This is a genomic window from Armatimonas rosea (assembly GCF_014202505.1).
GTDB classification, from domain to species: Bacteria; Armatimonadota; Armatimonadia; order Armatimonadales; family Armatimonadaceae; genus Armatimonas; species Armatimonas rosea.
Window position 1 is genome coordinate 107307 of sequence record NZ_JACHGW010000001.1, and the last position, 22891, is coordinate 130197.

Here is a 22891-nt window from a genome sequence, read left to right on the forward strand (position 1 = left end):
CTTTGTGCGAATTTTCACGAAGTCTATCACACATGGTGCAGAATCGCAACAAAACTGGCGTCGTTAACAGTGCAGAGATAGTACATCGCTATAGCCTGGCCCTGAACCTGTCAGAATTACCTTTCAGCAATTGCGGTATTTTAGGAATTTCGTAGATCAAATCTGCTCCTAGGAGTGATGTGATACGATAATAAAGCGTGCAGGGCAAAGCGTCCCGAAAGGGCGTGACGCAAAACCACGGGCCTTCTGTCTTCCTCTCGGGGAAGTCCTGGTAGCCGGGTTGCCGCGCTTATGATTTTCAATCGAAAAGCGAGGCAAGAACATGAGAATCTCAAATGAGGAGCTACGGCGAATTGCCGATCAGGGCAGCCGTGGGGCGGTTATCGAGGAGGGGTGCATGGTTACGAGCAGTGTCCACCTACCTGAAGAGAGCGTGGTTTCCGCGCTAGAGTCGTCAGATATGAAAATGATAAGCGATGCACTGGCAAGAGTACCTGACACGCGTGATCAGATCGTTGCGAGCCTAAAAGAGCGGATTGAGTCGGGGAGCTACCAGGTGACTGGCGAGCAGATCGCCGAGATGATGGTGCGTCGTGCCCTCGCCGACAGGATGCGCTAGCGTGTAGGCTTACCAGAGAGCCGTCTTTTATGAGAGGCAGGTCGGGCAGGTTGCCCCGACCTGCCTCTTTTTGCGTCAGATGTTTCACGTGAAACATTTACGTGGCACAGATGTGGTATGCTGTGCCACGGGAGGAGACAACGCGTTATGGCGCTTGTTTGGGCCGTCGTCAACCAGAAGGGTGGCGTCGGTAAGACTACCACGGCTATCAATCTGGCAGCCTATATCGCTCGGGAGCGACGCGTCCTGCTTGTGGATACGGATCCGCAAGGCAATGCCACCAGCGGCCTGGGAATCGACCGGGCTGAGGTGGAGAAGGACGCCTATTCGATCCTGGTTCAGGGAGACAGTATCGCCGATACCCGGCGCAAGACTGCTATCCCCAACCTGGATCTCGTTCCTGCTACCATCAACCTCGCGGGAGCCGATCTTGAGATCGCCTCGCGTACCGAGCGCGAGTACATTCTCAAGAAAGCCCTCGCGGAGGTCGCAGACGAGTATGACTATGTCTTGATCGACTCTCCCCCCTCACTGGGGATGATTACCGTCAACACCCTCACCGCGGCAAACCAGGTTATTATCCCGCTCCAGTGTGAGTACTTTGCCCTGGAGGGAATTACCCAGCTCCTCGAGATCATCGACCGGGTTCGTCGTGGACTCAATCCCGATCTGGAGATTGGGCGCGTGGTGCTGACCCTCTTTGATGGACGAACCAACCTGGCCAATCAGGTGATGCAGGAAGTGAAGTCCTACTTTGGCGAGGCGGTATCCCCCACCGTGGTCCCACGAAATATCAAGCTCTCTGAGGCTCCAAGCTTTGGACAGCCCATCTCGGCCTACGATCCCAAGTCTAAGGGAGCGCTGGCCTACGAATCTATTGCGAAGGAGTTGATAGCGCATGTCGAGCGGAAAACGGGTACTGGGACGGGGTCTGGCCGATCTGATTCCCGTTGGTGGCGGCGCCGCTAATGTCTTAGGGGTAGGAATCGACGGGGAGCTAGCGCTGCCTGTCGCGGGGCAGGAGATCTCGATTGCGAGCCTCCATGCCAATCCCAACCAGCCCCGTACGCGCTTTGACGAGGGACCGCTTGAGGAGCTTGCCAACTCCATCAAGGCGAATGGCATCCTCCAGCCCATTCTTGTGCGCCCTCGAATCGCGGGGGGCTATGAGATTGTCGCGGGCGAGCGGCGCTACCGGGCAGCGCTCCGAGCGGGCTTGGTCAAGGTCCCGGTGGTCATCCGGGAGCTCACCGATGAGGACACGCTCGCTCTTGCCCTTATCGAGAACCTCATTCGTGAGGATATCGGGGCGATGGAGACCGCCCGTGCCTTCCGTCGCCTGATGGACGACTTTGGCTGGACACAAGAGGAGATGGGGCAGCGGGTTGGCAAGAGCCGCCCCGCCATTGCGAACTCGCTTCGCCTGCTAGAGCTCCCTCCCACCATCCAGGTAAGCCTAGAGAAGGGGGACATCAGCGAGGGGCACGCCCGTGCGCTCCTGGGAGACCGCAAGAGCCGGCAAGACGGCAGCTTTCTCAAGCGCCAGCAAGATGTCTACCAGCAGGCGGTTAACAAGGGTCTCAGCGTCCGCGATGTCGAGCGCATGATGGCTCCGCCTCCGGCTCCCGCATCGGGAGCAGCCTCGGCGGCCTCTAAAGTGACTCCCGCGGACTGGAAAGCCCTGGAAGACCGGCTCAGAACCGCACTGGGCACTCGCGTCCGGCTCACGGGTACCGAGGACAAGGGCAAGATCGAGGTGGAGTTTTTCTCGTCGGAGGAGCTTGAAGGGCTTCTGGTGCGGCTAGATCCCCCACCCGCCCCTCTGCCCAGTGCAGAGACACCGCAAAAAACCGGCGGCAGCCGAATCTCCGGCCTCCTCACCAACCGTCGATCTCTCTAATTTGTTTCACGTGAAACATTTACCATGCAGCTCTCCGCGCAGTCCATTCGAGTCAGCTCCTTGCTTCAGGAGCTGACTCTTTCCCTTTCAGAAGGGCAGCTCACCGGAATCATCGGCCCCAATGGAGCGGGCAAGACGACCCTCCTGCGCTGTCTCAGTGGAGATCTCGCCGTTCACGCAGGGGAGATTGTCCTTGCCGGGATCCCTCTTCAGCGATGGAGTAGCCACGAGCGGGCCGAGCGTCTCGCGTATCTCCCCCAGAGTACGAGTGTCACCTTTGCCTTCACGGTAGAGGAGCTTGTCGGGCTCCGGGCTCGGTCAGAAGAGCTGCGGGAGCAGGCACTCGACACCATGGAGCTCCCTGCTCTGCGGGAGCGCCCGCTAACAAGCCTCTCCGGTGGGGAGCAGCGACGCGCGGCGATTGCACGGGTGTTGGCACAAGGAGCGCCTTGCCTCCTGCTCGATGAGCCGCTCACCCACCTCGACCCGCGCTACCAGCGACGGCTCCTGCTGTACCTGCAGGCGCACTGTCAACAAGGGGGGAGTGCCGCCCTGGTCCTGCACGATCTCCGCCTAGCACGGAAGTGGTGCGACCGCCTGGCTCTCCTGGTCGGGGGAGGGCTCCTGGCAGAGGGGACTCCCGAAGAGCTCCTCACCACCAAGGTACTGGAAGAGGTCTTCGGGGTCCCCGGGTCTTTCCTCGCTTAACATGGTCTTAATGCGAGAGTGGCCAGTCTTTGATATACTGGGCTCACGTGGCAAAGTCAAAACAACCATTTGAGGAAGAACTCAAGGAGCTCCGGCGAACCCTCCTCGAAATGGGAGTGGCCGCTGAGGAGATGGTGGGAGATGCCATTACCGCTCTCATTCGCCAGAACACCGAGCTTGCGGACGCTGTCATCGAGCGGGACTCTCTCGTAGACCGTCTTGAGCACGATGTGCAAGAGTACTGCCTGCGCCTGCTCGCACGAAAAGTGGCCTCCACCAGTGAGCTCCGCCATATTACCTCGGCGCTTCGGGTGGCGAGCGATATCGAGAGGATCGCGGACCACGCGGTCGATATTGCACAGGCGGCACGCCGGCTCTCTCAAGAGGCGATCTACAAACCCCTCGTCGATATTCCGCACCTGGGTGAGGTGGCGCAGAACATGCTCCGAACGACCCTAGATGCATTTGTGCGGCGAGATCGAAAGCTGGCTCCAGTCTTGATCGCGGCCGACGATGAAGCAGATGCGCTCTATAAACACATGCGTAACGAGCTCAAGCAGACCCTAGAGACCGACCCCCACTCTGTGGCGCAGGCGATCTCTCTCCTCTTTGTAGCGCACTATCTGGAGCGGGTCTGCGACCACTGCACCAATATCGCGGAGCAGGTAAGCCTCACGTGCTAGACCCCGAAGAAGAGATCCTCGACGAGTTCCTTGCGGGGAGCCCACGCGCCTCAACCTGGGGTGAGCTGCGCCTCGCCCTAGAGGAGCGCCTCGCCGATGCCCGGGAGCGAGGAGACACAGCGCGGATCGAGCAGCTCCAGCAGCAAGTCGCGGCCCTCGCACAGGAAGAGGCGATCACCCGCTTTGTCGAGGACTCCGTGCGGGTGACCCTTGTGCGCCCCCGTGTGGATGCCGACGACAACGAGTTTGAGCTCTAGTAGCGCCTAAAATGCGGTATAACCAGGCATGGGCCGCCTGAAGGGGATCGTCTTCGATCTCGATGATACACTCGTCAACTCCACCGCCGCGATGCACGCCGCGATCACCGCGACCCTGCCGCTCCTGCCCGGCACCACTCCCTTGGCGCTGGCGAGCGCTCTCAAGCAGGGCTATCAGAACCTCTGGGGCTATCCCAGCGATGGCTACCAGCAACTAAAGACCCTCCCCCCCGAGGAGCTTCGTCACGCACTCACGGTCGAGGCGCTGGGACTGCTGGGATTCTCCGACCAAAGCCTCATCGCGGCCGTGCGGGAGCGCTACCAGACCACCGAGGATTCTCTCCTGCAGCCTCTCCCCGGAGCGATTGCGCTGCTGACTGCGCTCAAGGAAGACTTTCGCCTCGGCATCATCACCAATGGTCCCTCCCTCTTTCAGCGGGCCAAGCTCACTCAGGTCGGGCTGGACTCGTTCTTTGAGGTGGTCGTCGCCGATGTGGACTTTGGTGCACCCAAGCCCGATCCCGCGCTCTTTGCCTACACGGCGGGGCTGTTAGGGCTGGAGAAAAGTGAACTACTGTTTGCAGGAGACTCGGTCGAGGCCGATATCGCCGGGGCGAACGCAGCGGGCTGGTGCAGCGTCTATGTGGGTAGTGCTGCCTGTGAGGAGGCAACCTACTCTCTTAGAGCACTCGAGGAAATCCTGACTCTAGAGCCCGTTCGTGAGGTACAAATGAGAAAAAGACTTGCATCTGAGCCAAAGGTCGCCGATACTAGAGTAACAAGCGCTGGCTAGAGATTTAACAAGATGTTAGCACGTGTGCCCGAGCTTCTGACGCCACGTCTCTGGACACCCGACCAGGGACCCGCAGGTCTGCTCGTGCTACCGCCCCCACGACGGCTCTTGACCGTTGTCGGAGGGCGGCTCCAGGGAGCAGGGAGCCCCCTTGGGAGACCAGAACACGCTGGAGACACACCGCGGTTTCGTACCACAGCAGGAGGGTTAATCATCGTGAGCAGTTCGCGCAAACGGGAACCAGCCCGGACCATAGGACACCCCGACCTGGCGTCTGGAGCCAGTGTGCAGCGGGGTGATGTCCTCTATGTCTCCATCGCGGAGGCTGTCTACCGCGAGTCACGGGGAGAGACCGTGGAGCTACACTTCGAGTCCACTGAGGAAGACAACGACGCCCTCCGGGAGCTCCGGGTCCGCGCACGCAACCGCTGGGAGAACGACCGCCTGCCCGATGGCTGGACCCGGCCGCTCCCCCTCCCCGCCCCAAGCCCCAAGAAAACCAGTATCCCCGAGGAGCTACGCGCCCTCGTGGAGGAGCTCAATAGCCGCCAGCAGCGTCCCGTGCTCGACGACGAAGACTAGGCAGAGGCTAGGGTGCCTCCGCCAGCCGTAGCTTGACCGTCCCCTGCTGGTTGTCGCGGATCACGACCGCCTCAACAGTCTGGCCGATCCGTAGCCCCGCAAGGGCCCGCCGGTAGCTCGCCTCATCACTAATCGCTTGACCCGCCAGGCTCACCAGGACATCGCCCTGCTGGAGCCCCGCGTCTGCGGCCGGAGAGTCCCGGTAGACCGCACGCACCACAATTCCCTTGGTCTCTGACGGAAGCCGTAGCATGCGTGTCAGACGCGCCGTCAGCTCCGTTGGGACGATGCCATCAAAGGGGCGGCGAACCTTCCCATTGCGCTTGAGCTCGTCGACGATCTGCATCGCGGTCTTGATGGGGATAGCAAAGCCGATATTCTGGGCATCGGTGCGCACGAGGGTGTTGATCCCGACAACCTTGCCTGCCAGGTCCACCAGTGCCCCGCCCGAGTTGCCCGGGTTGATCGCGGTATCGGTCTGGATCAGGTTCTCGTAGGTCCGGTCCTCCAGCACCAGGGGTCGCCCCAGCGCCGAGACCACGCCCGCCGAGACCGAGTGCGAGAGCCCGACCGGATTTCCGATCGCTAGCACGGTCTGCCCCGGCTGGAGCGAGTCGTTCTCTCCTAGCTGTGCCTCGGGGAGCCGCGATGGGTTCTGCACCTTCAGGAGTGCCACATCGGTCGCACGGTCCGCTCCCACCGGCTGGGCAGAGAAGGCACGGCCATCGGTGAGGGTGATCGTGATCTTCCCCCCGGTCTGCACGGCATCGCCCACGACATGCTGGTTGGTGAGGACATAGCCCCCCTCCAGCAAGACCCCCGAGCCCGAGCCGGTCGGGACCTCTTGTGTCTCGCGCCGCCCCCGGCCAAAGAACCAGTCCTCTCGGCTGTCAAAGACCGTCCGGCTCTGTTTTGCGGTCGTGTCGATCGCCACCACCGAGGGTGAGGCAAGGCGCGCGGCCTGCACAATGGGCTCTTTGTCTGCGGAGTAGGGCGGAGCCGCCACCGCGGCCTTGCCTGGCAGGAGCGACTCGACGCTCCCCCCCCGTGCCGTCAGACACGCCCCTGCCACCGCTCCTGCCAGCAGCGTCCCCAGAGTCGCCGCGGGCCGATTCAGTAATCGAATACCTGCCATTTTGAGTGAGTTCCTTTCGTCTTTTTCATACGCAAGAGCGCAAACAAAGTTCCCCAAGGTGAAAGAAAACGCGAGAGAGAACCGTCTAAGAGATAACGCCATGCTTGGAGAGCTACTCACCCGCCGCCACGAGGGACGCCTAGAGCTAAAGACGGTCTTTGATGCCCACAAAGACCGTGTCTTTAGCACCGCGCTCGCCTGCCTGAGCGGGGATCAAGCGGCGGCGGAAGATGCGACCCAGGAGGTCTTTGTGCGACTTTCCAGCAAGCTAGGGCAGTTTCGGGGAGAGGCAAAGCTCACGACATGGCTGCACCGGGTGACCGTCAATATCTGCCGCGACGAGCTCCGGCGGCGGCAGCGTGCCCAGCGCCTCGTCCCCGAGCCCGCCGCCGTGAGCGAGTTTTCCGCACGCCGAGAGCTTCATGAAGCCTTGGAGAGCCTCCCGGAAGCCCTGCGAGCGCCGATCCTCCTGCGCTACTTCGAGGGCCTGAGCTACGACGAGATCGCGGACGCACTGGGCTGTCCTTCGGGAACCGTGGCGACACGCCTACACCGGGGGCTAAAGCGCCTCGAAAAGTACTTAGGAGAGGAGCCTTCATCACCATGAACAAAGACTTACCCCCAAGCACGCAGGTCGAACGCCGTCTCCAAGAAGCCGCGTCACTTACCCCCGCGCCCGAGGGGCTCTGGGAGCGCCTGGAGAGCCGACAGAGCGCGAGGCTACCTCGGAAGCGCCACTTTGCGCTCGGGGTGGCTGTGGTTATGGCTGCCGCAGTGGGCGCGGGATTTTTTATGCTTCGGCCTCACGCGCCGCCCTCCGCCTGGTACCTGAACGGCCGCCCTCTCGCTCTGGGAGAGGCGCTGGAGGCCAAGCGTCAGCCCTTGACCCTCACGGCGGCGGGCGTGGGCAGTGTTCAGCTCCAGCCCCAAGGCAGGCTCCGGGTGCTCGAGAGCCACAAAACCCGCCAGCGCCTCGCGCTCGACTCCGGCATGCTGAAGGTGAAGGTCAGTGCGCCGCCGCGGCTCTTTGTGGTGGAGACCCCTTTTGCCACGGCGACCGACCTCGGCTGTGAGTACACGCTCTCCGCCAGCGACGAGCCCTGGCTCTATTTTTTCCGGCGTCGTCTTGGCTCCGCGCTACGGGTGGTCTCTGGCTATGTTGAGCTGGAAGATAAGAATAAAAACGTCGTTCTCGTGCCGGCGGGTGCCCTTGTCGTGATCACACGCGATAGCCACCAGACCCTCCCCGCCTTCGAGGCGGCGTCTTCCGCTGTCTTCACCTACGACAGCACCCATGCGCTTGCCCCCCTTCTGGAGGCTCTCAAAAAGCCCGAGGACACGCTCACGCTCTTTCACTTACTGCCACGAGTCAGCGGTGCGGAGCGCACCGCGGTTCTCGACAAGCTCTTGACCTTCACGACCCTCCCAAGAGGCGTCACCCGCGCGCAGGTGCTCGCGCTCGACTCACACGCCCTCGCGCTCTGGCGCGACAAGCTTAAGCTACTGTGGGGAGGCGCCTCACAGCTTGGAATCTAGGAGAAATCAGATGCAAAAACCACAACCGTTTATTGTCCACGAGTGGGGAACCTTCCTTGCGATCGCCGGCTCCAATGGAGTCACCCTGGAGGGAATGTCGCACGAGGAGCACCCGCTCCCGGACTTTGTCCACGCCGCAAAGGCAGACAGTGTCTTTCCGAAGTGGCCGACACTCAAGGGGGAGACTCCGGTGATCTACTTCTACACCGACAAGCCACGCAAGGTCCTGGTGGGAGTGGACTTTCCCAGCGGAGCCTGGACCCACTGGTTCCCCTCAGCTGCTAGCGCGGGGCGTTTCTCCGGCTCTGCGCCCAACACCAACGGGCATCTGGGGTGGATCACCCAGCTCGCGCCGCCCTCGCCCACGGACAGCCTGCCCGAGCTCGCGGCGGACTCTCTCTGGCGCTTCGCCCGCCAGGTCCCGGCGGCGGCGACCGTGACCAGCAATGGCGAGGTCGAGCGCTTTCTCTTCTACCGGGGACTGGGCAAGGCAAACCTGCCGGTGGAGCTCTTCCCGGAGAAAAACGCCGGGCGACTCGTGGCGCACGTGCCTGTCCAGCGGGTGATCCTCCTTAATATCGAGCAGGGCAAGCTCACCTGGCGGCCTGTGATAGCGCTCAAGGCGGGGCAGATACTCGACGGCGTGCGAACAGGGCTTCGCCCTGGGAGCGTCGAGGAGATAGCCCTCTATCTCACACGCGGCCTGATCCAGAGTGGGCTCTTCCCCGATGAGGCCCGCGCGCTGGTCAATACCTGGCGCTCTAGCTACTTTGAGCACGATGGCTTCCGGGTGCTTTTTATCCTGCCCCAGGCCTGGACAGACCGCTTTATCCCTCTGCATGTGCGCCCTCAGCCCGACCAGCTCGTGCGGGTGATGGTTGGGCGAATCGAGGGGCTGACTAAGAAGCGTGAGGCCCTGGTCCGTGCGGCGCTCCTTGGCTTTGCCAGCAACCCGGAGAAGCACTTTGCCACCCTTGCTGCTCAGGGCCGCTACCTGGAGCCGATCCTGCGACGCCTGGCGCAGACCCCCTCTCTCAAGCCGCTGTGCGAGCGCTTTCTGGCCACGGAGCTCGTCACCAAAGGGCGGAGCGATGCGCGTGCTCTGGCTGAGCAGCTCCGGCTCGGGGTATGATCGTCGTGTCATGACACAAGAGAGCAAGCTGGAGGAGCTACGGGCAAAGCATGGCCTCCCCGCGCTAGGAATGGTCGCGGTGGTCGATGGCAAGCCCCAAGAGGTGGGCGTCGTGGGGATGCGCAAGTGGGAGGGAACCGAGCGCGTCCTTCCGGGCGATGCCTTTCACCTCGGCTCCGAGACCAAGGCGATGACCGCCACCCTGATTGGGCAGCTGATCGACAAGGGGAAGCTCACCCTGAAGAGCACCCTGGGCGAGCTTCTCCCCGAGACACCAAGCGCCTGGAAAGCCACGACAATCGAGACCCTGCTGGCACACCAAGCGGGGCTTACCCGCGATGAGCCCAAGGGCAAGAACCTGCTCTATCTCCACCAGTTCACGGGGCCTCTGATGCAGCAGCGCGCACGGTGGTACCGCGAGCGCCTCGCGGACCTCCCCGACGAGACCGTGGGGAAGTACCAGTACGCCAATGCGGGCTACGCCATCTTAGGAGTGGTTGTGGAGCGTCTGACGGGCAAGCCCTGGGAGCAGCTCCTTACGGAGGGGCTCTGGAAGCAGCTGGGAATCCGAGGCGGAGGGTTTGGTGCTCCGCCCGTGGTCTGGCAGCACCTGTGTGAGGAGAAGAAGCCCGTCCCCATCGACCCACGCGAGAAGGCCGACAACCCGCCGCTGATGGGGCCGGCAGGTAGGGTGCACCTCCCCCTGGGAGAGTGGGCGAAGTTTGTCGCGGCCTTTGCCGATCCGGACCATCAAAAAATCCTCTCCCCCGAGACCATGGCCGCACTCACCACCCCTGTCTTGGGCGGGGAGTACAACGGCGGCTGGGTGATTACGTCGCGTGGCTGGGGCGGAGGGCGCGTGCTGACCCATGCGGGGAGCAATACCATGAACTTCTGCGTCGCCTGGGTCGCTCCCAAGAGGCGCTTCGCGGCCCTTGTCGCCACGAATATTGTCGGGGACGAAGCCAGTAAGGCCTGCGATGCTGCGATTGGCCTGATGATTCGCCAGTACCTAAAGCCAGGTGCCTAGAGCTTCTCTTGGGGCTCGCGGGGGTAGAGCTCCTCGCTCCGGCGAAGCCGCTGGATGCTATGGGCCTTGCCGGTCTGGTCGTCGAGGTCGATCACGACACCGCAGAGGGTTGCGACTCCCTCGGCGACCTTGAGGTGGTGTGGGAGCTGCGTGCGAAACCGCGCCAGCGCCGCCTCCACCTCCATCCCGATCACCGAGTCCTCGGGGCCACACATTCCCGTATCGGTGATGTAGGCCGTTCCCCCTGGTAAGATGCGCTCGTCGGCGGTCTGAACATGGGTGTGGGTCCCCACCACCGCCGAGACCCGCCCGGCGCAGTGCCAGCCAAAAGCGACCTTCTCACTGGTGGTCTCGGCGTGGAAGTCCACAAAACACAGCGGGGTCTGGAGCGCCGTAGCGGCCAGGATATCGTCGATGGCGCGGAACGGGTCATCGACCGGCTCCATCAGCGCCCGCCCAATTAAGTTCACCACGGCGATAAGATTCCCGCGTGTGGTGCGAAAGACCCCCCACCCGCGCCCCGGTGAGCCCGGTGGGTAGTTGCCAGGACGAAGCACCCGCGGCTCGTCGTCGAGCAGCCCCAGCTCCTCGGTCCGGGCCCAGACATGGTTGCCGGTCGTGATCACATCGACTCCACTGGCAAAGAGAGCCCGCACGATCGCTCGGGTCACGCCACGCCCGGCGGCCGCGTTCTCCGCATTGACAATCACCAGCTCAGGCGCAAGCTCCTCTTTCAGGCCCGGAAGCAGGCTCGCCACCGCCTCTCGGCCCGGTTTTCCCACAATATCCCCGATAAACAGTATCCGCATGCACCTGCTCTCTCTCCAGAGGTTGTGGGATTATACGCCTAAATTGCCCTAGAATTCGAAAATGTCCAGGAGAAGGTTGGAGGGAAAGATGGTTTAATGGTTCCTATGCAGCCTCTCACCCGCCAAGCAGAGCTGGACGCTTTCTGTTTAGAGCTGACCTCTCGCCTCGCAGACGACCCACGCCTCGCGCTGGACACGGAGTTTATCCGTGAGCGCACCTACGAGCCCGTTCTGGAGCTGGTCCAGGTCGGAACTGCGGATGGGACGATCGCTCTGCTGGATATTCCCGCTCTGGGAAGCCTGGGTGCCCTCGCTCCCCTCCTCACCGACCCGAAGATTCTGAAGATCTTTCATGCGGGCGGACAGGACATGGAGATCCTCACCAGCCTCCTGGGCGAGATGCCCCAGCCCTTCTTCGATACCCAGATCGCGGCGGCGTTCTCGGGCTACGGCACGCAAGTTGGCTACGGGGCGCTGGTGCAGTCGGTGCTCAAGGTGCGGCTCTCCAAGGAAGAGGGGTTCTCGGACTGGTCGCGCCGCCCCCTGACCGCCTCGATGTGTAGCTACGCCGCCGACGACGTGCGCTACCTCCATAGCCTCCACGACCGCTTGATGACACGCCTCCAGCGCCGCGGCCGGGTCTCGTGGGCGGAGGAGCACACCCTGCGGATGCTGACGGCGGCGGCGGAGACCACGCCCATCGAAGACCTCTGGAAAAAAGTGGGGAGCAAGCAGGGGCTCAGCCGCCGGGACCTGGCGGTCCTGCAGGAGCTGGCGCTCTGGCGCGACGATGAGGCGCGGCGGCGCAACAAGCCCCGCCGCACCGTCCTCAAGGACGAGCCGCTGGTAGAGCTGGCCAAGCGCAAGCCCAAGACCGCCGCGGCCGTCCTCGAGCTCCGGGCGGTCAATGGCGTGGGCTCGCGCCAGGCCGAGGAGCTGGTGCAGGCGATCCAGCGCGGCCTAGAGGTCCCCGAGTCGGAGTGGCCTGTCGTGGAGTCGTCGCCGCCCTTGGACGAAAACGGAGCGGCGCTGCTGGAGCTGCTCTCCGCGGTGGTCAAGGTGCGTGCGATGGAAGAGGACCTGCCGCCCTCGCTCCTCGCCCCCGCCGATGCCCTGCGTCAGCTCGCCATCCAGCGCACCCCGGAGATTGTCGGCTCACTCTTCTCGGGCTGGCGCGGTGAGCTTTTAGGGGAGGCTCTCAAAGCGACCCTGGAGGGAACGCTCTCGGTGGTCTGGGACGCCAAGCAGGGGCGCCTCGCCTGCCGCACCGATAGCCTAGCGTAGCTCCCGTCGCAGGAGCTTGCCGGAGAGATTCCGAGGAAGCGCCTCTAGAATCGTCACGCTCCGAGGACGCACAGCCCGCGGAAAGAGGGGCCTCAGCTGGTCGAGCAGGGCAGCGGCGGAGGTCTCGTAGCCCGGTTTTAGCACCACAAAGAGCTGGATCGCCTGCCCAAACTCCGGATCGGGCACCCCCACCGCGGCGCACTCCAGGACACTCGGGAGGTTCTGGCAGACCGCCGCTTCGATTGTCTGGGGAAAGACATTCTCCCCGCCGCAGATCAGCAGGTCATCGAGGCGGCCTTGCAGGTAGAGACGGCCCTCTGTGTCGAAGCGCCCCCGGTCGCCGGTCTCGAAGCGCTTTCCTCCCACGACCTGCTCCCCACCGACACAGACCCGCCCCCACTCCCCCACGGCAACGGGGACATCGCGCTCATTGAGGAGCTCCACGCGCACCCCTGGCAGCACCCGCCCCACGCTCTCCGGAGCGAGTTGCAGGTCCGCCGGGGTTGCCAGCGAGATCACGCCCGCCTCACTGGAGCCGTAGAGGTTGAAGAGAGTCGGGCCAAAGCGCTCCAGTGCCGCCGTGGCGAGCCGTCCCTCCAGTGGCGCGGAGCCACAGACCAGCACCCGCAGCGACGAGAGCTCCCACGCGCCGGGCTCTTGCAGGAGACGGTAGAGGATTGTCGGAACCAGCACGACCACTTGGATGGCGTGGGCCTCGATACACTGGAGAAAGTCCCGCGCGGTGGCCCGTGGAAACAGATAGAGCGGCGAGCCCAAGACCAAGCTCAGTGCAAGGGTTGCCAGGCCATGGCCATGGAGCAAGGGGAGGGTTAAAAGCGTCGGCTCACCCGGACGAAGCGTCAGCTGGGTCAGCAGTGCGCGTGCCATGCGCAGGGCCTGGGTCAGGGTCGGGCGGCGGCGAACGGGCTTGGCCGCTCCGGTGGTCCCCGAGGTCAGGATCGTCAGGCTCGCTCGACCGCGGCGGGGAGGCGTGGCGCGGGGCGGGGGCAGTGCCATATCGGTAAAGAGCGTGTTTTGCCCCGCAGCGAGCGCGGCAAACTCCCGGTCACAGACCAGGACATCCAGCTTGCGCCGCGTGAGCTGCTCGGCCGTAAAGTGGGTGTGGAGCAAGACTGCCTCCACGCCCAGCTTCCCGCAGGCCAAGAGAACCTCGACAAAGGCCGCGTGGTTGCGACAGAGAATCCCAACAATTCCAGGTTTCTGGAGAGCGAGCCGTGTTGCCCAGCGACTCGCTTGCTGCTCCAGCTCTGCGAAGGTCCGTGTCCCCTCCGGCTCGACCAGTGCGAGCGCCTCGGGGGTCTGGCGTGCGCGCCAGGCGACCAGGGTGTAGAGCGAGCCGCCGTGCCGCAGGTAGGCGGCTAAAAATGAGAACACCGCTACGAGAGGACGAGGCCCGAGTAGAGCGCGGAGCAGGCTCATGGGGAGCGCTGGTCTCCCCAGGTGAGGGTGCGCTCAACCAGGGTCGGTAAGAGAGTTGCCAGGAGCTCGCAGGGGCGGAGCCACCAGGGAGCGACTCGGTCTGCACGGCGCACGATCGCATAGGCGAGCACCTGCGCGGCCTCGTGGGCGGTCAGGGCGGGCACGCGGTCGAAGAGGCCACTGGCGGCGCTCATCCGGGTGCGCACCAGCGGGAGATAGACCGACGAGAGCACGATCTTTTGCGGCCGGAGCTCCCCGGCAACACTCCGAAACCAGAGGTCGAAGCCGCCCTTGCTCCCTTGGTAGGTCCCCCAGCGTGGCGCTCCGGGGAGCCGTGCCACAACGGTCGAGACACTCACGACTTGACCGCCGCCGTGCGCTTGCATCAGCGGCACCAGGGTTGCGACAAGCTGCGCGGGGCCCGTGAGGTTCAGTGCCAGCGAGCGCGCGAGATCGTCCCGGCCGAACGACTCCGTGGCGCGGCGGCGGATCGACTTGCCCGCATTGCAGATAAGTAGCTCGATCTTGGGGTGGTGGGAAGTGATGGTCGCCAGGAGCGCCGGGAGAGTCTCGAGCGTGTAGAGATCCGCAGGGTAGGCCGTGGCCCTGCCGCCTTGGGCGCGAATCTGCGCGACGAGGGCCTCAAGCTTCTCCGCGCTCCGGGCGATCAGGAGCACCTCCGCCCCCGCCTCCGCCAGCAAGAGCGCAGTCGCCTCCCCGATCCCAAACGAGGCCCCCGTGATGAGAACTGTCTTTCCCGCCACCGCCGCTCTCAGCTGCGCTACCTGCCGACAGCGCGGCGGCGAGAGCAAGACACTCGACAGAAACGACATGGCTCAGAGTACCTTAAACTTGCAGGAAAACCAGGTTCGGTTTGGTTTGGTCAGAAACAGGACTGGGTATCCTGCGGTTTAGGAGAATATGTCACCATGAAAAAATCCGTTTTAGTCCGTCTTTTGGGAGCAACGACCCTGGCCACCGCTGCTGCTGTTGCCTCCGCCCAGCTCCAGAAGATCCCCGACCTCAATACCCTCAAGCTCGACCTTCAGAAGCAGAAAATCAGCTTCACCATTGGGCAGACCAGTGTCTTAGGAAAGGATATCAAGCAGCTCACCGGCGATATCATCCCGCCCAATATCCAGCAGATCGCCGACCAGCAGGAGCCTATCTCCAAGCGCGTCCTGGAGCTGGACCGGCTGGAGCGCGAGAGCGCTGTGAAGATCAATCCCGCGCTACGGGGCAAGATCTACGAGTTTCAGATCCCTGCCAACCCCAATATGAAGCGCTGGGACTGGCGGACTCAGGGCAAGGTCAGCCCGGTTAAGGACCAGAACCCGGCGGGCACCTGCTGGGCGTTCTCCGCCATGGGAGCGCTGGAGTCGTCGTGGCTGATCCGCAACAATGTCACGGTCGATGCCTCGGAGCAGTTCATGGTCTCCTACAGCGGCGCGGGCACCACCAGTGGGGGGGATCGCGCTCCTGCCAATGCCTGGCTTGTCGCCAATGGCACGACCGCGGAGGCGACCTGCCCCTACAACGCCACCATGACCACCTCGACTCCTGCCAGCACGGCCACTCCCTACGATGCCCTTGCCTGGGGCTTTGTGGATGCCGCGGCGGATATTCCGTCGGTGCAGAAGATCAAAGAGGCGCTCTGTGAGCACGGGCCGGTCGAGGCCAGTGTCTATGCCGATGGTAACTTTATCGCCTACACGGGCGGCATCTTCGACCATGTCGATACTGCCAACAACAACACCAACCACGCGATCTTGATCGTGGGCTGGGACGATAACAAGGGCGCTTGGATCATCAAGAACTCCTGGGGAACCGGCTGGGGCGAGAGCTGCGACTACGGCAGTGGGCGTGGCTTTATGTACATCAAGTACGGGACGCATAAGATCGGCCGCCGCGCCATGTGGATCAAGGCCAAGAGTGTCCACTACTTCATCAAGCCCGAGCTCCTCAAGAGCATCCCCTTCAACACGCTCATCAAGGCCAATATCCGCGCCATCCAGCGCTAGACCTGCGTAAAAATTCCAGCGCCGCGGGGGCTTGCCCCCGCGGCGCTTTTTATTGTTCGCTCTCTCCGCGGAGCTGGCCCAGCAGCTTCTCGACAATGCGGCGCTGGGCGCGGATATGGGCGGAGAGGGTCGCGGTGGCGCGGTCGAGGTCTCGGTCGAGGAGCGCCTCTAGGATCGCGCGGTGCTGGGCAGCCATGGTCTCCTCCATCCGGGTCTCGGGGGCTGCGTGGTCGAAGAGGGCGGTGAAGTACGCCCCGTGCTGGGTAAAGAGAGTCGCCAGCAGAGGGCTCTGGGCACACTCGATTAGGTAGCCGTGGAGGGCGTTGTCGAGGCGGGCACCGGCGTTGCTGTCACGGAGCTGCGTGAGGGTCTCGGGCTCCAGGTGGGGCCAGGCCAGCTCCAGCGCGAGCAGCTCCAGGCGCTCCCGAATCCGCAGCCAGTCCTCGACTTCAGCAAGAGTGAGGGTGCGTGCACGCCAGCCACAGCGCGGGACATGCTCGACAAAGCCTTGGCCCGCGAGGCGGTGCAGCTCCTGGCGCAGGACCGTGCGTCCAATGGCCAAGTGCTCGGCGAGGGCCTCTTCCCGGAGGAACTCCTGGTCCCCAAGGAGCGAGCGGTGCAGGACATCGCGGCGCAGCTCGGCCTCCCAGGCCCGCCGGGGCAGTGTGGGCGCGAGCGCGGGCTGGCTGCCCAGGTAGCACAGGCGACCGGTCGCGGACTTGCCCAGCACGCCTGCCGCGATCAGCTCCCGCACCGCCTGGCGAACCGGCGTGAGGCTGACCTTGTAGCGTGCCGCCAGCGCCGCCAGGGTGAGGGGCTGGTCGGGCGCGGGCGGATGGAGCGTCAGATCCGCAGCGATGAACTGTGAGAGAGTTGTTGACATACCAGACAGAGCCGATTGTACCGGACACGGGTATAGTAAGCCATGCAAGAGGCTACCCTACGAAAGGTGTCGAGGCGACTGATCCCCTTCATTGCCTTGCTCTACGCCTTCAATATTCTAGATCGCACCAACATCAGTGTCGCCGCGCTCAGCATGAAGCCCGACCTCGGCTTCTCCGACACGGTCTATGGGCTTGGCGCCGGGGTGTTTTTCCTGGGCTACTTTCTCTTTGAGGTTCCCAGCAACCTGATCCTAGAGCGTGTGGGCGCGCGCAAGTGGATCGCCCGCATTCTCGTGACCTGGGGCGCGGTCTCTGCGGCGATGCTCTTTGTCAAGACCGCGCCGGTGTTCTACGGCATGCGCTTTCTGCTGGGCCTCGCGGAGGCGGGCTTCTATCCCGGGATCATTCTCTACCTGACCTACTGGTTCCCCACCGCACAGCGCGCACAGGCGGTCGCGCGCTTTGTCGCGGTCTCAGCGCTGGTGGGGATTGTGGGGGGGCCGCTCTCGGGCGCACTGCTCAAGCTCGATGGCCTGCTTGGCATGAAGGGCTGGCAGTGGCTCTTTCTGCTAGAGGGTCTACCGTCGTGCCTGCTCGGTGCCGTGGCCCTGCGCTACCTGACCGACCGCCCCGAAAAAGCGGAGTGGCTCAGCGGTGAAGAGAAGAGCTGGCTGGTGGGGCAGCTGGAGAGAGAGCGCAAGGAGCGGGAGGAGACCCACCAGCACCTCTCGCTTCTCGATGCCTTCAAGAGCCCGCGTCTCCTGCACTTCGCGCTGATCTTCTTTCTCTATGTCTCGGCGGGCTATGGGGTGAGCTTCTTTGCGCCGCAGATCTACAAGTCCCAGACGAATTGGAGCTCCCAGACTATCGCGCTGGTGGCCGCGCTCCCGGGAATCGCGGGCGCGATCTCGATGCTACTGACCTCGGCGCACTCGGACCGGACGGGCGAGCGCAAGAGATACGTCGCCTTTGGGACGACACTCGCGGCGATTGGAGTCAGTGGCGCGGCGCTCTCGCCCAATGCCTATGTCACGCTGGCCGCACTGACAGTTGCGGAGTTCGGGCGCGGGATTGTTCAGGGGCCGTTCTGGGCCATGCCGACCAGCCTGCTCAGCGGCGCGGCGGCAGCGGGCGGGATCGCGGCGATCAACTCGATCGGCAACCTGGGCGGCTTTGCCGGGCCCTACGCGATGGGCTGGCTCAAGGACCGCACCCACGGCTACCAGACCGGGCTCTTCCTGCTGGCAGGGCTGCTGATCGGCTCGGCGATCAGCGCACTGCTCGTGCCCACCAAGCCCGCCAGCAAAGACACGTAGAAAATCATAAAATTGACATTGCACACAATGTGAAATATAATCGAACCACTATGGCAAACCAACCTATCTCCCCTATCTCTTGGCGCGGAGTCTTCCCCGCCGTCACCACCCAGATGCACGCCGACCAGAGTATCGACTGGGCCGCACAAGCACACCATCTTGAGGTGCTGATCGACTCGGGCATCCATGGCCTGATCCTGTGTGGCTCGCTCGGGGAGAACCAGACCCTGCTCCCCGACGAAAAACGCGCGGTGGTGAAGCACGCCAAGGAAGTGGCCGCAGGGCGTATCCCCGTGCTCTCCGGGGTCGCGGAGATGAGCACGGCGGCGGCGTGCCAGTATGTCCAGGACATGGAGGCGCTCGGGGCCGATGGCGTCATGGTCCTCCCCGCGATGGTCTACAAGTCCGATCCCCGCGAGACCATGGCGCACTTTAGGACGGTCGCAGCCGCCAGCAAGCTCCCGATCATTGTCTACAACAACCCGGTCGGCTATGGAGTCGATATCACCCCCAAGATGTTTGCCGAGCTCGCCGATGTCGAGACCCTGGTCGCGATTAAAGAGTCGTCGGCCGATACCACCCGCATCACCGAGCTCTACAACGCCTGCGGGGACCGCTACGCCCTCTACGGCGGGGTCGATACGCTCATCCCCGAGTGCGTGCTGATGGGCGCGACCGGCTGGATCGCGGGAGTCGGGCTGGCCTTCCCCAAAGAGAATGCACGGATGTGGGAGCTGATGATGGCCGGTGAGTGGGACAAGGCACGCGAGCTCTGGCGCTGGTTCCTGCCCCTGATGACCCTGGATATCGGGCCGCACTTTGTTCAGAAGATCAAGCTGGTGCTCCAAGAAGTGGGGCTCGGGAGCGAGTGGGTGCGCGCGCCGCGCCTGACTCTGGCGGGCACGGAGCGCGACGAGATCCTCGCCTTGATCCACAAGGGAATCGCGGAGCGCCCCACCCTCTAAGCTCATGCTGCCGCCTCTTCCTCCCGCACTCGTACTGAGCACCTGCGCTTTCCAGGAAGAGCGACACGCACAAGCACGCCAGCTCCTTGCCAACCTGGGAACACTGAGCCAAGCGGAGATCACAACCCTCGTCCGCCTTGGCTCGGTGACCCACACCGAGCTCCTCCCCCTCCTCAAACAGTACCTGGCACTCTACAGAACCGATGAGCCGCAGCGTGCTCTCTCACAGGCGATCGAGCTGTTGGACCGTGTGCGAAGACCGGGGCAGCTCATGGAGTACCAAGAGCTCCTCTTGCAGCCGGGGTTTCTGGAGAACGTGCGCTGGGACAGAGAACTCGCCGACTCGCGCCAGCCCGCTGTCCTTGCCTTTCTCAAGGCGGCACTGGCAAACCCGAACGCGCCCCCCGAGCTGCGCCGCTTGGCGTTCCTGAACCTGGGACGGACGGGCGGCGCCGCAATGGTGCCGACAATTCTAGCCGTGCGAAACCAAGAGCGCCAGCGCCGGGTCTCCGGTAGCTTTGTTGAGCGTCTACAGCTGGAGCGCCTCGCCCCACGCGTGCTCTCGAAAGAGGAGAGCCGGCATAGTAGAATTTTAACGGAGGTGATCGCCTTGGAGAAAGATTGGGCTCTGCTCACAAACGGGGAGCTGGGCCATGGCGACGATCTCTGGGTGGCACGCTGGGACGGAGCGCACTGGAGCGACCTGCGCTTCACCGGCGAGACGCTAACTCCCTGGAAGGGCCCCACACGCAAAGAGCCCAATCCGCCTCCGATCCGCTATCCGCTTGACTGGTACGCTCGCTTTGTGGGCAACGAGGCGCTCACCCAAGACAGCGACCACGATGGCCTCACGGAGCTCATGGAGAAGCGCCTTGGCACCGATCCCAACAACCCCGATTCCGATGGCGACGGCCTCACCGATAGCGAAGATAGAAACCCTCTCGCCGCGCCACGGCCGCCGGTCACCGATGAGGAGAAGATCATCGTGGCGAGCTTTGAGGCCCTGTACGCCTTTAGAAGCTACAATGCCTGGCCCTGCGTCATTGAGACTCCCAAAGGCATGCGCCCGTTGGAGTTTTTCGGCTTGAATGGGCGGCTCTTTGCTCTGCCCTATGTAGCGACGAAAACGCCCTTGACATCCTGTATCGGTGAAGGCACAGCAGCCTATCATTTTCATCTTCCAGAATACGACTTTGCGGGGAAAAAGCTTCCTCGGAAGAAAATTAAGGACTGGATTCTCTGGAACGCGGCACATACCGAGGCAAAGATCAGCCTGAATCGCTACTACGGGATGCTCAATGCGGAAGGGTTTGATCTTCGGCTCCGCAAGTTCGGAGCAGAGTGGGTTGTGGTTGGGCTGCGATCGACTTGGGTCGCGTAGGCTTTTAGAGAGGGAACATAATGCGAGGAATGGTTGCACTGGCGCTGAGCGCCATCGTCTTGGGAGGGATTGGGATGGCACAGGCACAGGGGACAAAGGCGGACTACGAGCGGGCGGCGAAGCTGGGTGAGCTGTCGCGGGGGAAGGTCTTCCGGGCGAGCGTGTCTCCCAACTGGCTCGACAGTGGGCGGCTCTGGTACCGGGTGGAGACGGGCACCAATGCCTTTGAGTGGGTGCTGGTCGGGGCCGACGGCAAGCTCTCGCGCTTCCCCACCGAGGCGGCGCTCAAGGCGGCACTGGGCGGCAAGCTCGGCACCGAGACTGTCCAGCGCCTCACCGCACGACCGCAGCCCGGCGAGGCGGGTGAGCGGGTCGATCTGGTGTTTGACAACCAGACCAGCAGCGAGATTACGCTGTTCTGGGTGAGTGGCAGCGACCGGACGCCCTACGGGAAAGTAGCTCCCGGGAAGAAGTACAGCCAGAGCACGTTTGGCGGCCATGCCTGGGAGGTGCGCGATGCGAGCGGCAAGGTGCTGGGCTATGCCACCGCGCCCGCGCTCGGCGGCACGGTCGTCGTGGATGGCAAGCGCGCCGCCCCGACTCGTCGCGAGGGGCAGCGGGGAAATCCCGGCGCATCCCCCGACGGCAAGTGGGTCGCGTTTCTAAAGGGGGATAACCTCTGGGTGCGCCCCACGGCGGGCGGCGAGGCGGTCGCGCTGAGTAGTGATGGCAAGCCCAAGGACTCCTACGACGGCACGGGCTTTTTCTGGTCCCCCGATAGCACCAAGCTGGTCGCCTTCCGCACCGAGGCTGCGCAGGAGCACAAGGTCTATATTGTGTCGTCGTCGCCCCGGGACCAGACCCAGCCCAAGCTCGTCACCCTGGACTATCTCAAGCCCGGCGATAAGATCGAGCACCCACGCCCCGTGCTCTTTGATGTGGTCAATAAGAAAGCGATTGCGCTGAGTGAGTCGCTCTTTCCCAACCCGTGGAGCCTGCCCGCGCTCGGGGACTCCGGCTGGGGCGCGGGTGTCACCTGGGCCGCGGACTCGTCGCGCTTCTTCTTTGCCTACAACCAGCGCGGCCACCAGGTGATGCGGGTCGTGAGTGTCGATGCGGCCAGCGGGACTCCCAAGACGCTCTTTGAGGACACGACCAAGACTTTCATCCACTACTCCGGCAAGTTCTGGGCGCGCTACCTACCCAAGTCCAATGAGATTGTCTGGATGAGCGAGCGCGACGGCTGGAACCATCTCTTTGTCCACGATGCGACCAGCGGGCAGGTGAAGCGCCAGCTCACCAAGGGCGAGTGGACCGTCCGCGGCGTGGAGAGCTTCGACGAAGACAAGGGCGAGCTGCTACTCCGTATCGCGGGACGCACGCCCGGCGAGGACCCCTACCATGTCCACTTCGCTCGGGTCTCGGTCGCCACCGGAGCGCTCACGCCCCTCACCGACGGCGACGGCACGCATCGGATCGCCCTCTCCCCCGATGGGACGCGCTACCTCGATAGCTACTCCCGCGTCGATCTGCCGACGGTCACGGAGCTGCGTAGCACCGCCGACGGCAAGAAGCTCGCGACTCTGGAGAAGGGCGATGCGTCGGCGCTCCTAGCCACTGGCTGGAAGCAGCCCGAGCGCTTTGTGGCGAAGGGCCGCGACGGCACGACGGATATCTACGGCGTGCTCTGGCGCCCCACGAACTTCGACCCGGCGAAAAAATACCCTGTGATTGAGCAGATCTACGCCGGGCCGCAGGGCTTCTTTGTTCCGAAGCAGTGGAGCAGTAACTACGGCAACCCCCAGCAGCTCGCCGAGCTGGGCTTCCTGGTGGTCCAGATCGACGGCATGGGCACCGACGGGCGGAGCAAGGCGTTCCACGATGTCTGCTTCAAGAACCTCAAGGACGCCGGCTTCCCCGATCGTATCCTGTGGATGAAGGCGCTCGCCCAGAAGTACCCGTCGCTCGATCTCACGCGAGTCGGGGTGTACGGCGGGAGCGCGGGCGGGCAAAACGCGCTGGCCGCGCTGCTCTGGCACGGGGATTTCTACAAGGCCGCGGTCGCCGACTGCGGCTGCCACGACAATCGCATGGATAAGGTCTGGTGGAACGAGCAGTGGATGAGCTACCCGGTCGATAAGTCCTACGAAGAGAGCTCCAACGTGGTCAACGCCCACCAGCTCACGGGCAAGCTGCTCTTAACGGTCGGCGAGGTGGACAGCAATGTCGATCCCGCCAGCACGATGCAGGTCGCCGATGCGCTGATTAAGGCCAACAAGGACTACGAGCTGATTGTCTTCCCCGGCGCCAACCACGGTGCCGGCGAGAGTCCCTACGGCAAGCGCCGCCGCATGGACTTTTTTGTCAAGAACTTACTGGGAGTGGAGCCTCGTAGCCGGTAAAATGCCGGCTAAGG

General features: G+C 63.5%; 23 protein-coding genes and 1 riboswitch. Of the genes, 18 read left to right on the plus strand and 5 right to left on the minus strand.

Features of this window, described 5'->3' with window-relative positions; genetic code table 11:
• The first annotated feature begins 193 nt into the window (after positions 1-193).
• Positions 194-288, plus strand: a riboswitch (cyclic di-GMP riboswitch).
• A 172-nt stretch (positions 289-460) separates the two neighbouring features.
• From HNQ39_RS00410 to HNQ39_RS00445, 8 genes are all read left to right on the plus strand, one after another.
• A complete protein-coding gene (locus HNQ39_RS00410) occupies positions 461-619 on the plus strand; it encodes a flagellar biosynthesis anti-sigma factor FlgM (RefSeq protein WP_184191808.1) in 159 nt (52 codons plus the stop codon).
• Positions 620-766: 147 nt separating this feature from the next.
• Entirely contained in the window at positions 767-1588 is an 822-nt protein-coding gene (locus tag HNQ39_RS00415; protein WP_184191810.1) for an AAA family ATPase, read from the plus strand.
• A complete protein-coding gene (locus tag HNQ39_RS00420; RefSeq protein WP_184191812.1) occupies positions 1518-2519 on the plus strand; it encodes a ParB/RepB/Spo0J family partition protein in 1002 nt (333 codons plus the stop codon). The genes HNQ39_RS00415 and HNQ39_RS00420 overlap by 71 nt, the downstream gene beginning before the upstream one ends.
• Before the next feature lie 24 nt (positions 2520-2543).
• Positions 2544-3227: an ABC transporter ATP-binding protein gene (locus HNQ39_RS00425; RefSeq protein WP_184191814.1), complete on the plus strand. Its 684-nt coding sequence runs from the start codon at positions 2544-2546 to the stop codon at positions 3225-3227.
• A 47-nt stretch (positions 3228-3274) separates the two neighbouring features.
• Entirely contained in the window at positions 3275-3910 is a 636-nt protein-coding gene (gene phoU / locus HNQ39_RS00430; protein WP_184191815.1) for a phosphate signaling complex protein PhoU, read from the plus strand.
• The gene (locus HNQ39_RS00435; RefSeq protein ID WP_184191817.1) at positions 3904-4167 is read left to right on the plus strand and encodes a hypothetical protein; all 264 of its coding nucleotides are present in this window, start codon (positions 3904-3906) and stop codon (positions 4165-4167) included. The genes phoU and HNQ39_RS00435 overlap by 7 nt, the downstream gene beginning before the upstream one ends.
• A gap of 28 nt (positions 4168-4195) precedes the next feature.
• Positions 4196-4960, plus strand: coding sequence for an HAD family hydrolase (locus tag HNQ39_RS00440; RefSeq protein WP_184191818.1), 765 nt, complete (start codon positions 4196-4198; stop codon positions 4958-4960).
• A 12-nt stretch (positions 4961-4972) separates the two neighbouring features.
• Positions 4973-5542, plus strand: coding sequence for a hypothetical protein (locus tag HNQ39_RS00445; RefSeq protein ID WP_184191820.1), 570 nt, complete (start codon positions 4973-4975; stop codon positions 5540-5542).
• Positions 5543-5549: 7 nt separating this feature from the next.
• Here the strand turns inward: HNQ39_RS00445 and HNQ39_RS00450 are convergent, their stop codons facing one another.
• Complete coding sequence (locus tag HNQ39_RS00450; protein ID WP_184191822.1) at positions 5550-6677, minus strand: S1C family serine protease; 1128 nt, start codon at positions 6675-6677, stop codon at positions 5550-5552.
• 100 nt (positions 6678-6777) lie between these two features.
• On the opposite strand from HNQ39_RS00450, the gene HNQ39_RS00455 reads away from it, so the two are divergent.
• Genes HNQ39_RS00455 through HNQ39_RS00470 form a run of 4 tightly spaced genes read left to right on the plus strand, consistent with a single transcriptional unit; the run spans position 6778 to position 10375 of the window.
• Positions 6778-7284, plus strand: coding sequence for an RNA polymerase sigma factor (locus tag HNQ39_RS00455; RefSeq protein WP_184191824.1), 507 nt, complete (start codon positions 6778-6780; stop codon positions 7282-7284).
• Positions 7281-8213 carry a FecR family protein gene (locus HNQ39_RS00460; protein ID WP_184191826.1) on the plus strand — a complete coding sequence of 311 codons (933 nt, stop codon included), beginning with the start codon at positions 7281-7283 and terminating at the stop codon, positions 8211-8213. Before HNQ39_RS00455 ends, HNQ39_RS00460 begins: the two co-directional genes overlap by 4 nt.
• A gap of 10 nt (positions 8214-8223) precedes the next feature.
• Positions 8224-9345, plus strand: coding sequence for a hypothetical protein (locus HNQ39_RS00465; protein ID WP_184191828.1), 1122 nt, complete (start codon positions 8224-8226; stop codon positions 9343-9345).
• Positions 9346-9355: 10 nt separating this feature from the next.
• Positions 9356-10375: a serine hydrolase domain-containing protein gene (locus tag HNQ39_RS00470; protein ID WP_184191829.1), complete on the plus strand. Its 1020-nt coding sequence runs from the start codon at positions 9356-9358 to the stop codon at positions 10373-10375.
• On the opposite strand, the gene HNQ39_RS00475 is transcribed toward HNQ39_RS00470, so the two are convergent.
• Positions 10372-11184, minus strand: coding sequence for a TIGR00282 family metallophosphoesterase (locus HNQ39_RS00475; protein ID WP_184191831.1), 813 nt, complete (start codon positions 11182-11184; stop codon positions 10372-10374). The two genes, HNQ39_RS00470 and HNQ39_RS00475, sit on opposite strands and share 4 nt — an antisense overlap.
• A 105-nt stretch (positions 11185-11289) precedes the next feature.
• On the opposite strand from HNQ39_RS00475, the gene rnd reads away from it, so the two are divergent.
• A complete protein-coding gene (rnd, locus tag HNQ39_RS00480; RefSeq protein ID WP_184191833.1) occupies positions 11290-12468 on the plus strand; it encodes a ribonuclease D in 1179 nt (392 codons plus the stop codon).
• Here the strand turns inward: rnd and HNQ39_RS00485 are convergent.
• Entirely contained in the window at positions 12460-13908 is a 1449-nt protein-coding gene (locus HNQ39_RS00485) for an AMP-binding protein (protein ID WP_184191835.1), read from the minus strand. The two genes, rnd and HNQ39_RS00485, sit on opposite strands and share 9 nt — an antisense overlap.
• The gene (locus tag HNQ39_RS00490) at positions 13905-14741 is read right to left on the minus strand and encodes an SDR family NAD(P)-dependent oxidoreductase (protein ID WP_184191837.1); all 837 of its coding nucleotides are present in this window, start codon (positions 14739-14741) and stop codon (positions 13905-13907) included. Before HNQ39_RS00490 ends, HNQ39_RS00485 begins: the two co-directional genes overlap by 4 nt.
• 96 nt (positions 14742-14837) lie before the next feature.
• Between HNQ39_RS00490 and HNQ39_RS00495 the strand changes: the two genes are divergently transcribed.
• Positions 14838-15929, plus strand: coding sequence for a C1 family peptidase (locus tag HNQ39_RS00495; RefSeq protein ID WP_184191839.1), 1092 nt, complete (start codon positions 14838-14840; stop codon positions 15927-15929).
• 49 nt (positions 15930-15978) lie between these two features.
• On the opposite strand, the gene HNQ39_RS00500 is transcribed toward HNQ39_RS00495, so the two are convergent.
• Entirely contained in the window at positions 15979-16812 is an 834-nt protein-coding gene (locus HNQ39_RS00500) for a GntR family transcriptional regulator (protein ID WP_184191841.1), read from the minus strand.
• 42 nt (positions 16813-16854) lie between these two features.
• Here HNQ39_RS00500 and HNQ39_RS00505 point away from each other — a divergent pair, with 42 nt between their 5' ends.
• From HNQ39_RS00505 to HNQ39_RS00520, 4 genes are read left to right on the plus strand one after another with little or no spacing between them, the layout of a single operon-like run.
• Positions 16855-18129, plus strand: a complete 1275-nt coding sequence (locus HNQ39_RS00505; protein ID WP_184191843.1) for an MFS transporter — start codon at positions 16855-16857, stop codon at positions 18127-18129.
• Between the two features lie 50 nt (positions 18130-18179).
• Positions 18180-19094, plus strand: a complete 915-nt coding sequence (locus tag HNQ39_RS00510; RefSeq protein ID WP_184191845.1) for a dihydrodipicolinate synthase family protein — start codon at positions 18180-18182, stop codon at positions 19092-19094.
• 4 nt (positions 19095-19098) lie between these two features.
• A complete protein-coding gene (locus tag HNQ39_RS00515) occupies positions 19099-20475 on the plus strand; it encodes a nitrogen regulation protein NR(II) (RefSeq protein ID WP_184191847.1) in 1377 nt (458 codons plus the stop codon).
• Between the two features lie 20 nt (positions 20476-20495).
• The gene (locus HNQ39_RS00520) at positions 20496-22877 is read left to right on the plus strand and encodes a prolyl oligopeptidase family serine peptidase (protein ID WP_221289722.1); all 2382 of its coding nucleotides are present in this window, start codon (positions 20496-20498) and stop codon (positions 22875-22877) included.
• Positions 22878-22891 lie beyond the last annotated feature (14 nt).

What these genes read in the sequence shown, in the direction of transcription:
- HNQ39_RS00410 (WP_184191808.1), top strand. Translation starts at nt 461, where the DNA reads ATGAAAATGATAAGCGATGCACTGGCAAGAGTACCTGACACGCGTGAT.
- HNQ39_RS00415 (WP_184191810.1), top strand. Translation starts at nt 767, where the DNA reads ATGGCGCTTGTTTGGGCCGTCGTCAACCAGAAGGGTGGCGTCGGTAAG.
- HNQ39_RS00420 (WP_184191812.1), top strand. Translation starts at nt 1,518, where the DNA reads ATGTCGAGCGGAAAACGGGTACTGGGACGGGGTCTGGCCGATCTGATT.
- HNQ39_RS00425 (WP_184191814.1), top strand. Translation starts at nt 2,544, where the DNA reads ATGCAGCTCTCCGCGCAGTCCATTCGAGTCAGCTCCTTGCTTCAGGAG.
- HNQ39_RS00440 (WP_184191818.1), top strand. Translation starts at nt 4,196, where the DNA reads ATGGGCCGCCTGAAGGGGATCGTCTTCGATCTCGATGATACACTCGTC.
- HNQ39_RS00445 (WP_184191820.1), top strand. Translation starts at nt 4,973, where the DNA reads ATGTTAGCACGTGTGCCCGAGCTTCTGACGCCACGTCTCTGGACACCC.
- HNQ39_RS00450 (WP_184191822.1), bottom strand. Translation starts at nt 6,677, where the DNA reads ATGGCAGGTATTCGATTACTGAATCGGCCCGCGGCGACTCTGGGGACG.
- HNQ39_RS00455 (WP_184191824.1), top strand. Translation starts at nt 6,778, where the DNA reads ATGCTTGGAGAGCTACTCACCCGCCGCCACGAGGGACGCCTAGAGCTA.
- HNQ39_RS00460 (WP_184191826.1), top strand. Translation starts at nt 7,281, where the DNA reads ATGAACAAAGACTTACCCCCAAGCACGCAGGTCGAACGCCGTCTCCAA.
- HNQ39_RS00465 (WP_184191828.1), top strand. Translation starts at nt 8,224, where the DNA reads ATGCAAAAACCACAACCGTTTATTGTCCACGAGTGGGGAACCTTCCTT.
- HNQ39_RS00470 (WP_184191829.1), top strand. Translation starts at nt 9,356, where the DNA reads ATGACACAAGAGAGCAAGCTGGAGGAGCTACGGGCAAAGCATGGCCTC.
- HNQ39_RS00475 (WP_184191831.1), bottom strand. Translation starts at nt 11,184, where the DNA reads ATGCGGATACTGTTTATCGGGGATATTGTGGGAAAACCGGGCCGAGAG.
- rnd (WP_184191833.1), top strand. Translation starts at nt 11,290, where the DNA reads ATGCAGCCTCTCACCCGCCAAGCAGAGCTGGACGCTTTCTGTTTAGAG.
- HNQ39_RS00485 (WP_184191835.1), bottom strand. Translation starts at nt 13,908, where the DNA reads ATGAGCCTGCTCCGCGCTCTACTCGGGCCTCGTCCTCTCGTAGCGGTG.
- HNQ39_RS00490 (WP_184191837.1), bottom strand. Translation starts at nt 14,741, where the DNA reads ATGTCGTTTCTGTCGAGTGTCTTGCTCTCGCCGCCGCGCTGTCGGCAG.
- HNQ39_RS00495 (WP_184191839.1), top strand. Translation starts at nt 14,838, where the DNA reads ATGAAAAAATCCGTTTTAGTCCGTCTTTTGGGAGCAACGACCCTGGCC.
- HNQ39_RS00500 (WP_184191841.1), bottom strand. Translation starts at nt 16,812, where the DNA reads ATGTCAACAACTCTCTCACAGTTCATCGCTGCGGATCTGACGCTCCAT.
- HNQ39_RS00505 (WP_184191843.1), top strand. Translation starts at nt 16,855, where the DNA reads ATGCAAGAGGCTACCCTACGAAAGGTGTCGAGGCGACTGATCCCCTTC.
- HNQ39_RS00510 (WP_184191845.1), top strand. Translation starts at nt 18,180, where the DNA reads ATGGCAAACCAACCTATCTCCCCTATCTCTTGGCGCGGAGTCTTCCCC.
- HNQ39_RS00515 (WP_184191847.1), top strand. Translation starts at nt 19,099, where the DNA reads ATGCTGCCGCCTCTTCCTCCCGCACTCGTACTGAGCACCTGCGCTTTC.
- HNQ39_RS00520 (WP_221289722.1), top strand. Translation starts at nt 20,496, where the DNA reads ATGCGAGGAATGGTTGCACTGGCGCTGAGCGCCATCGTCTTGGGAGGG.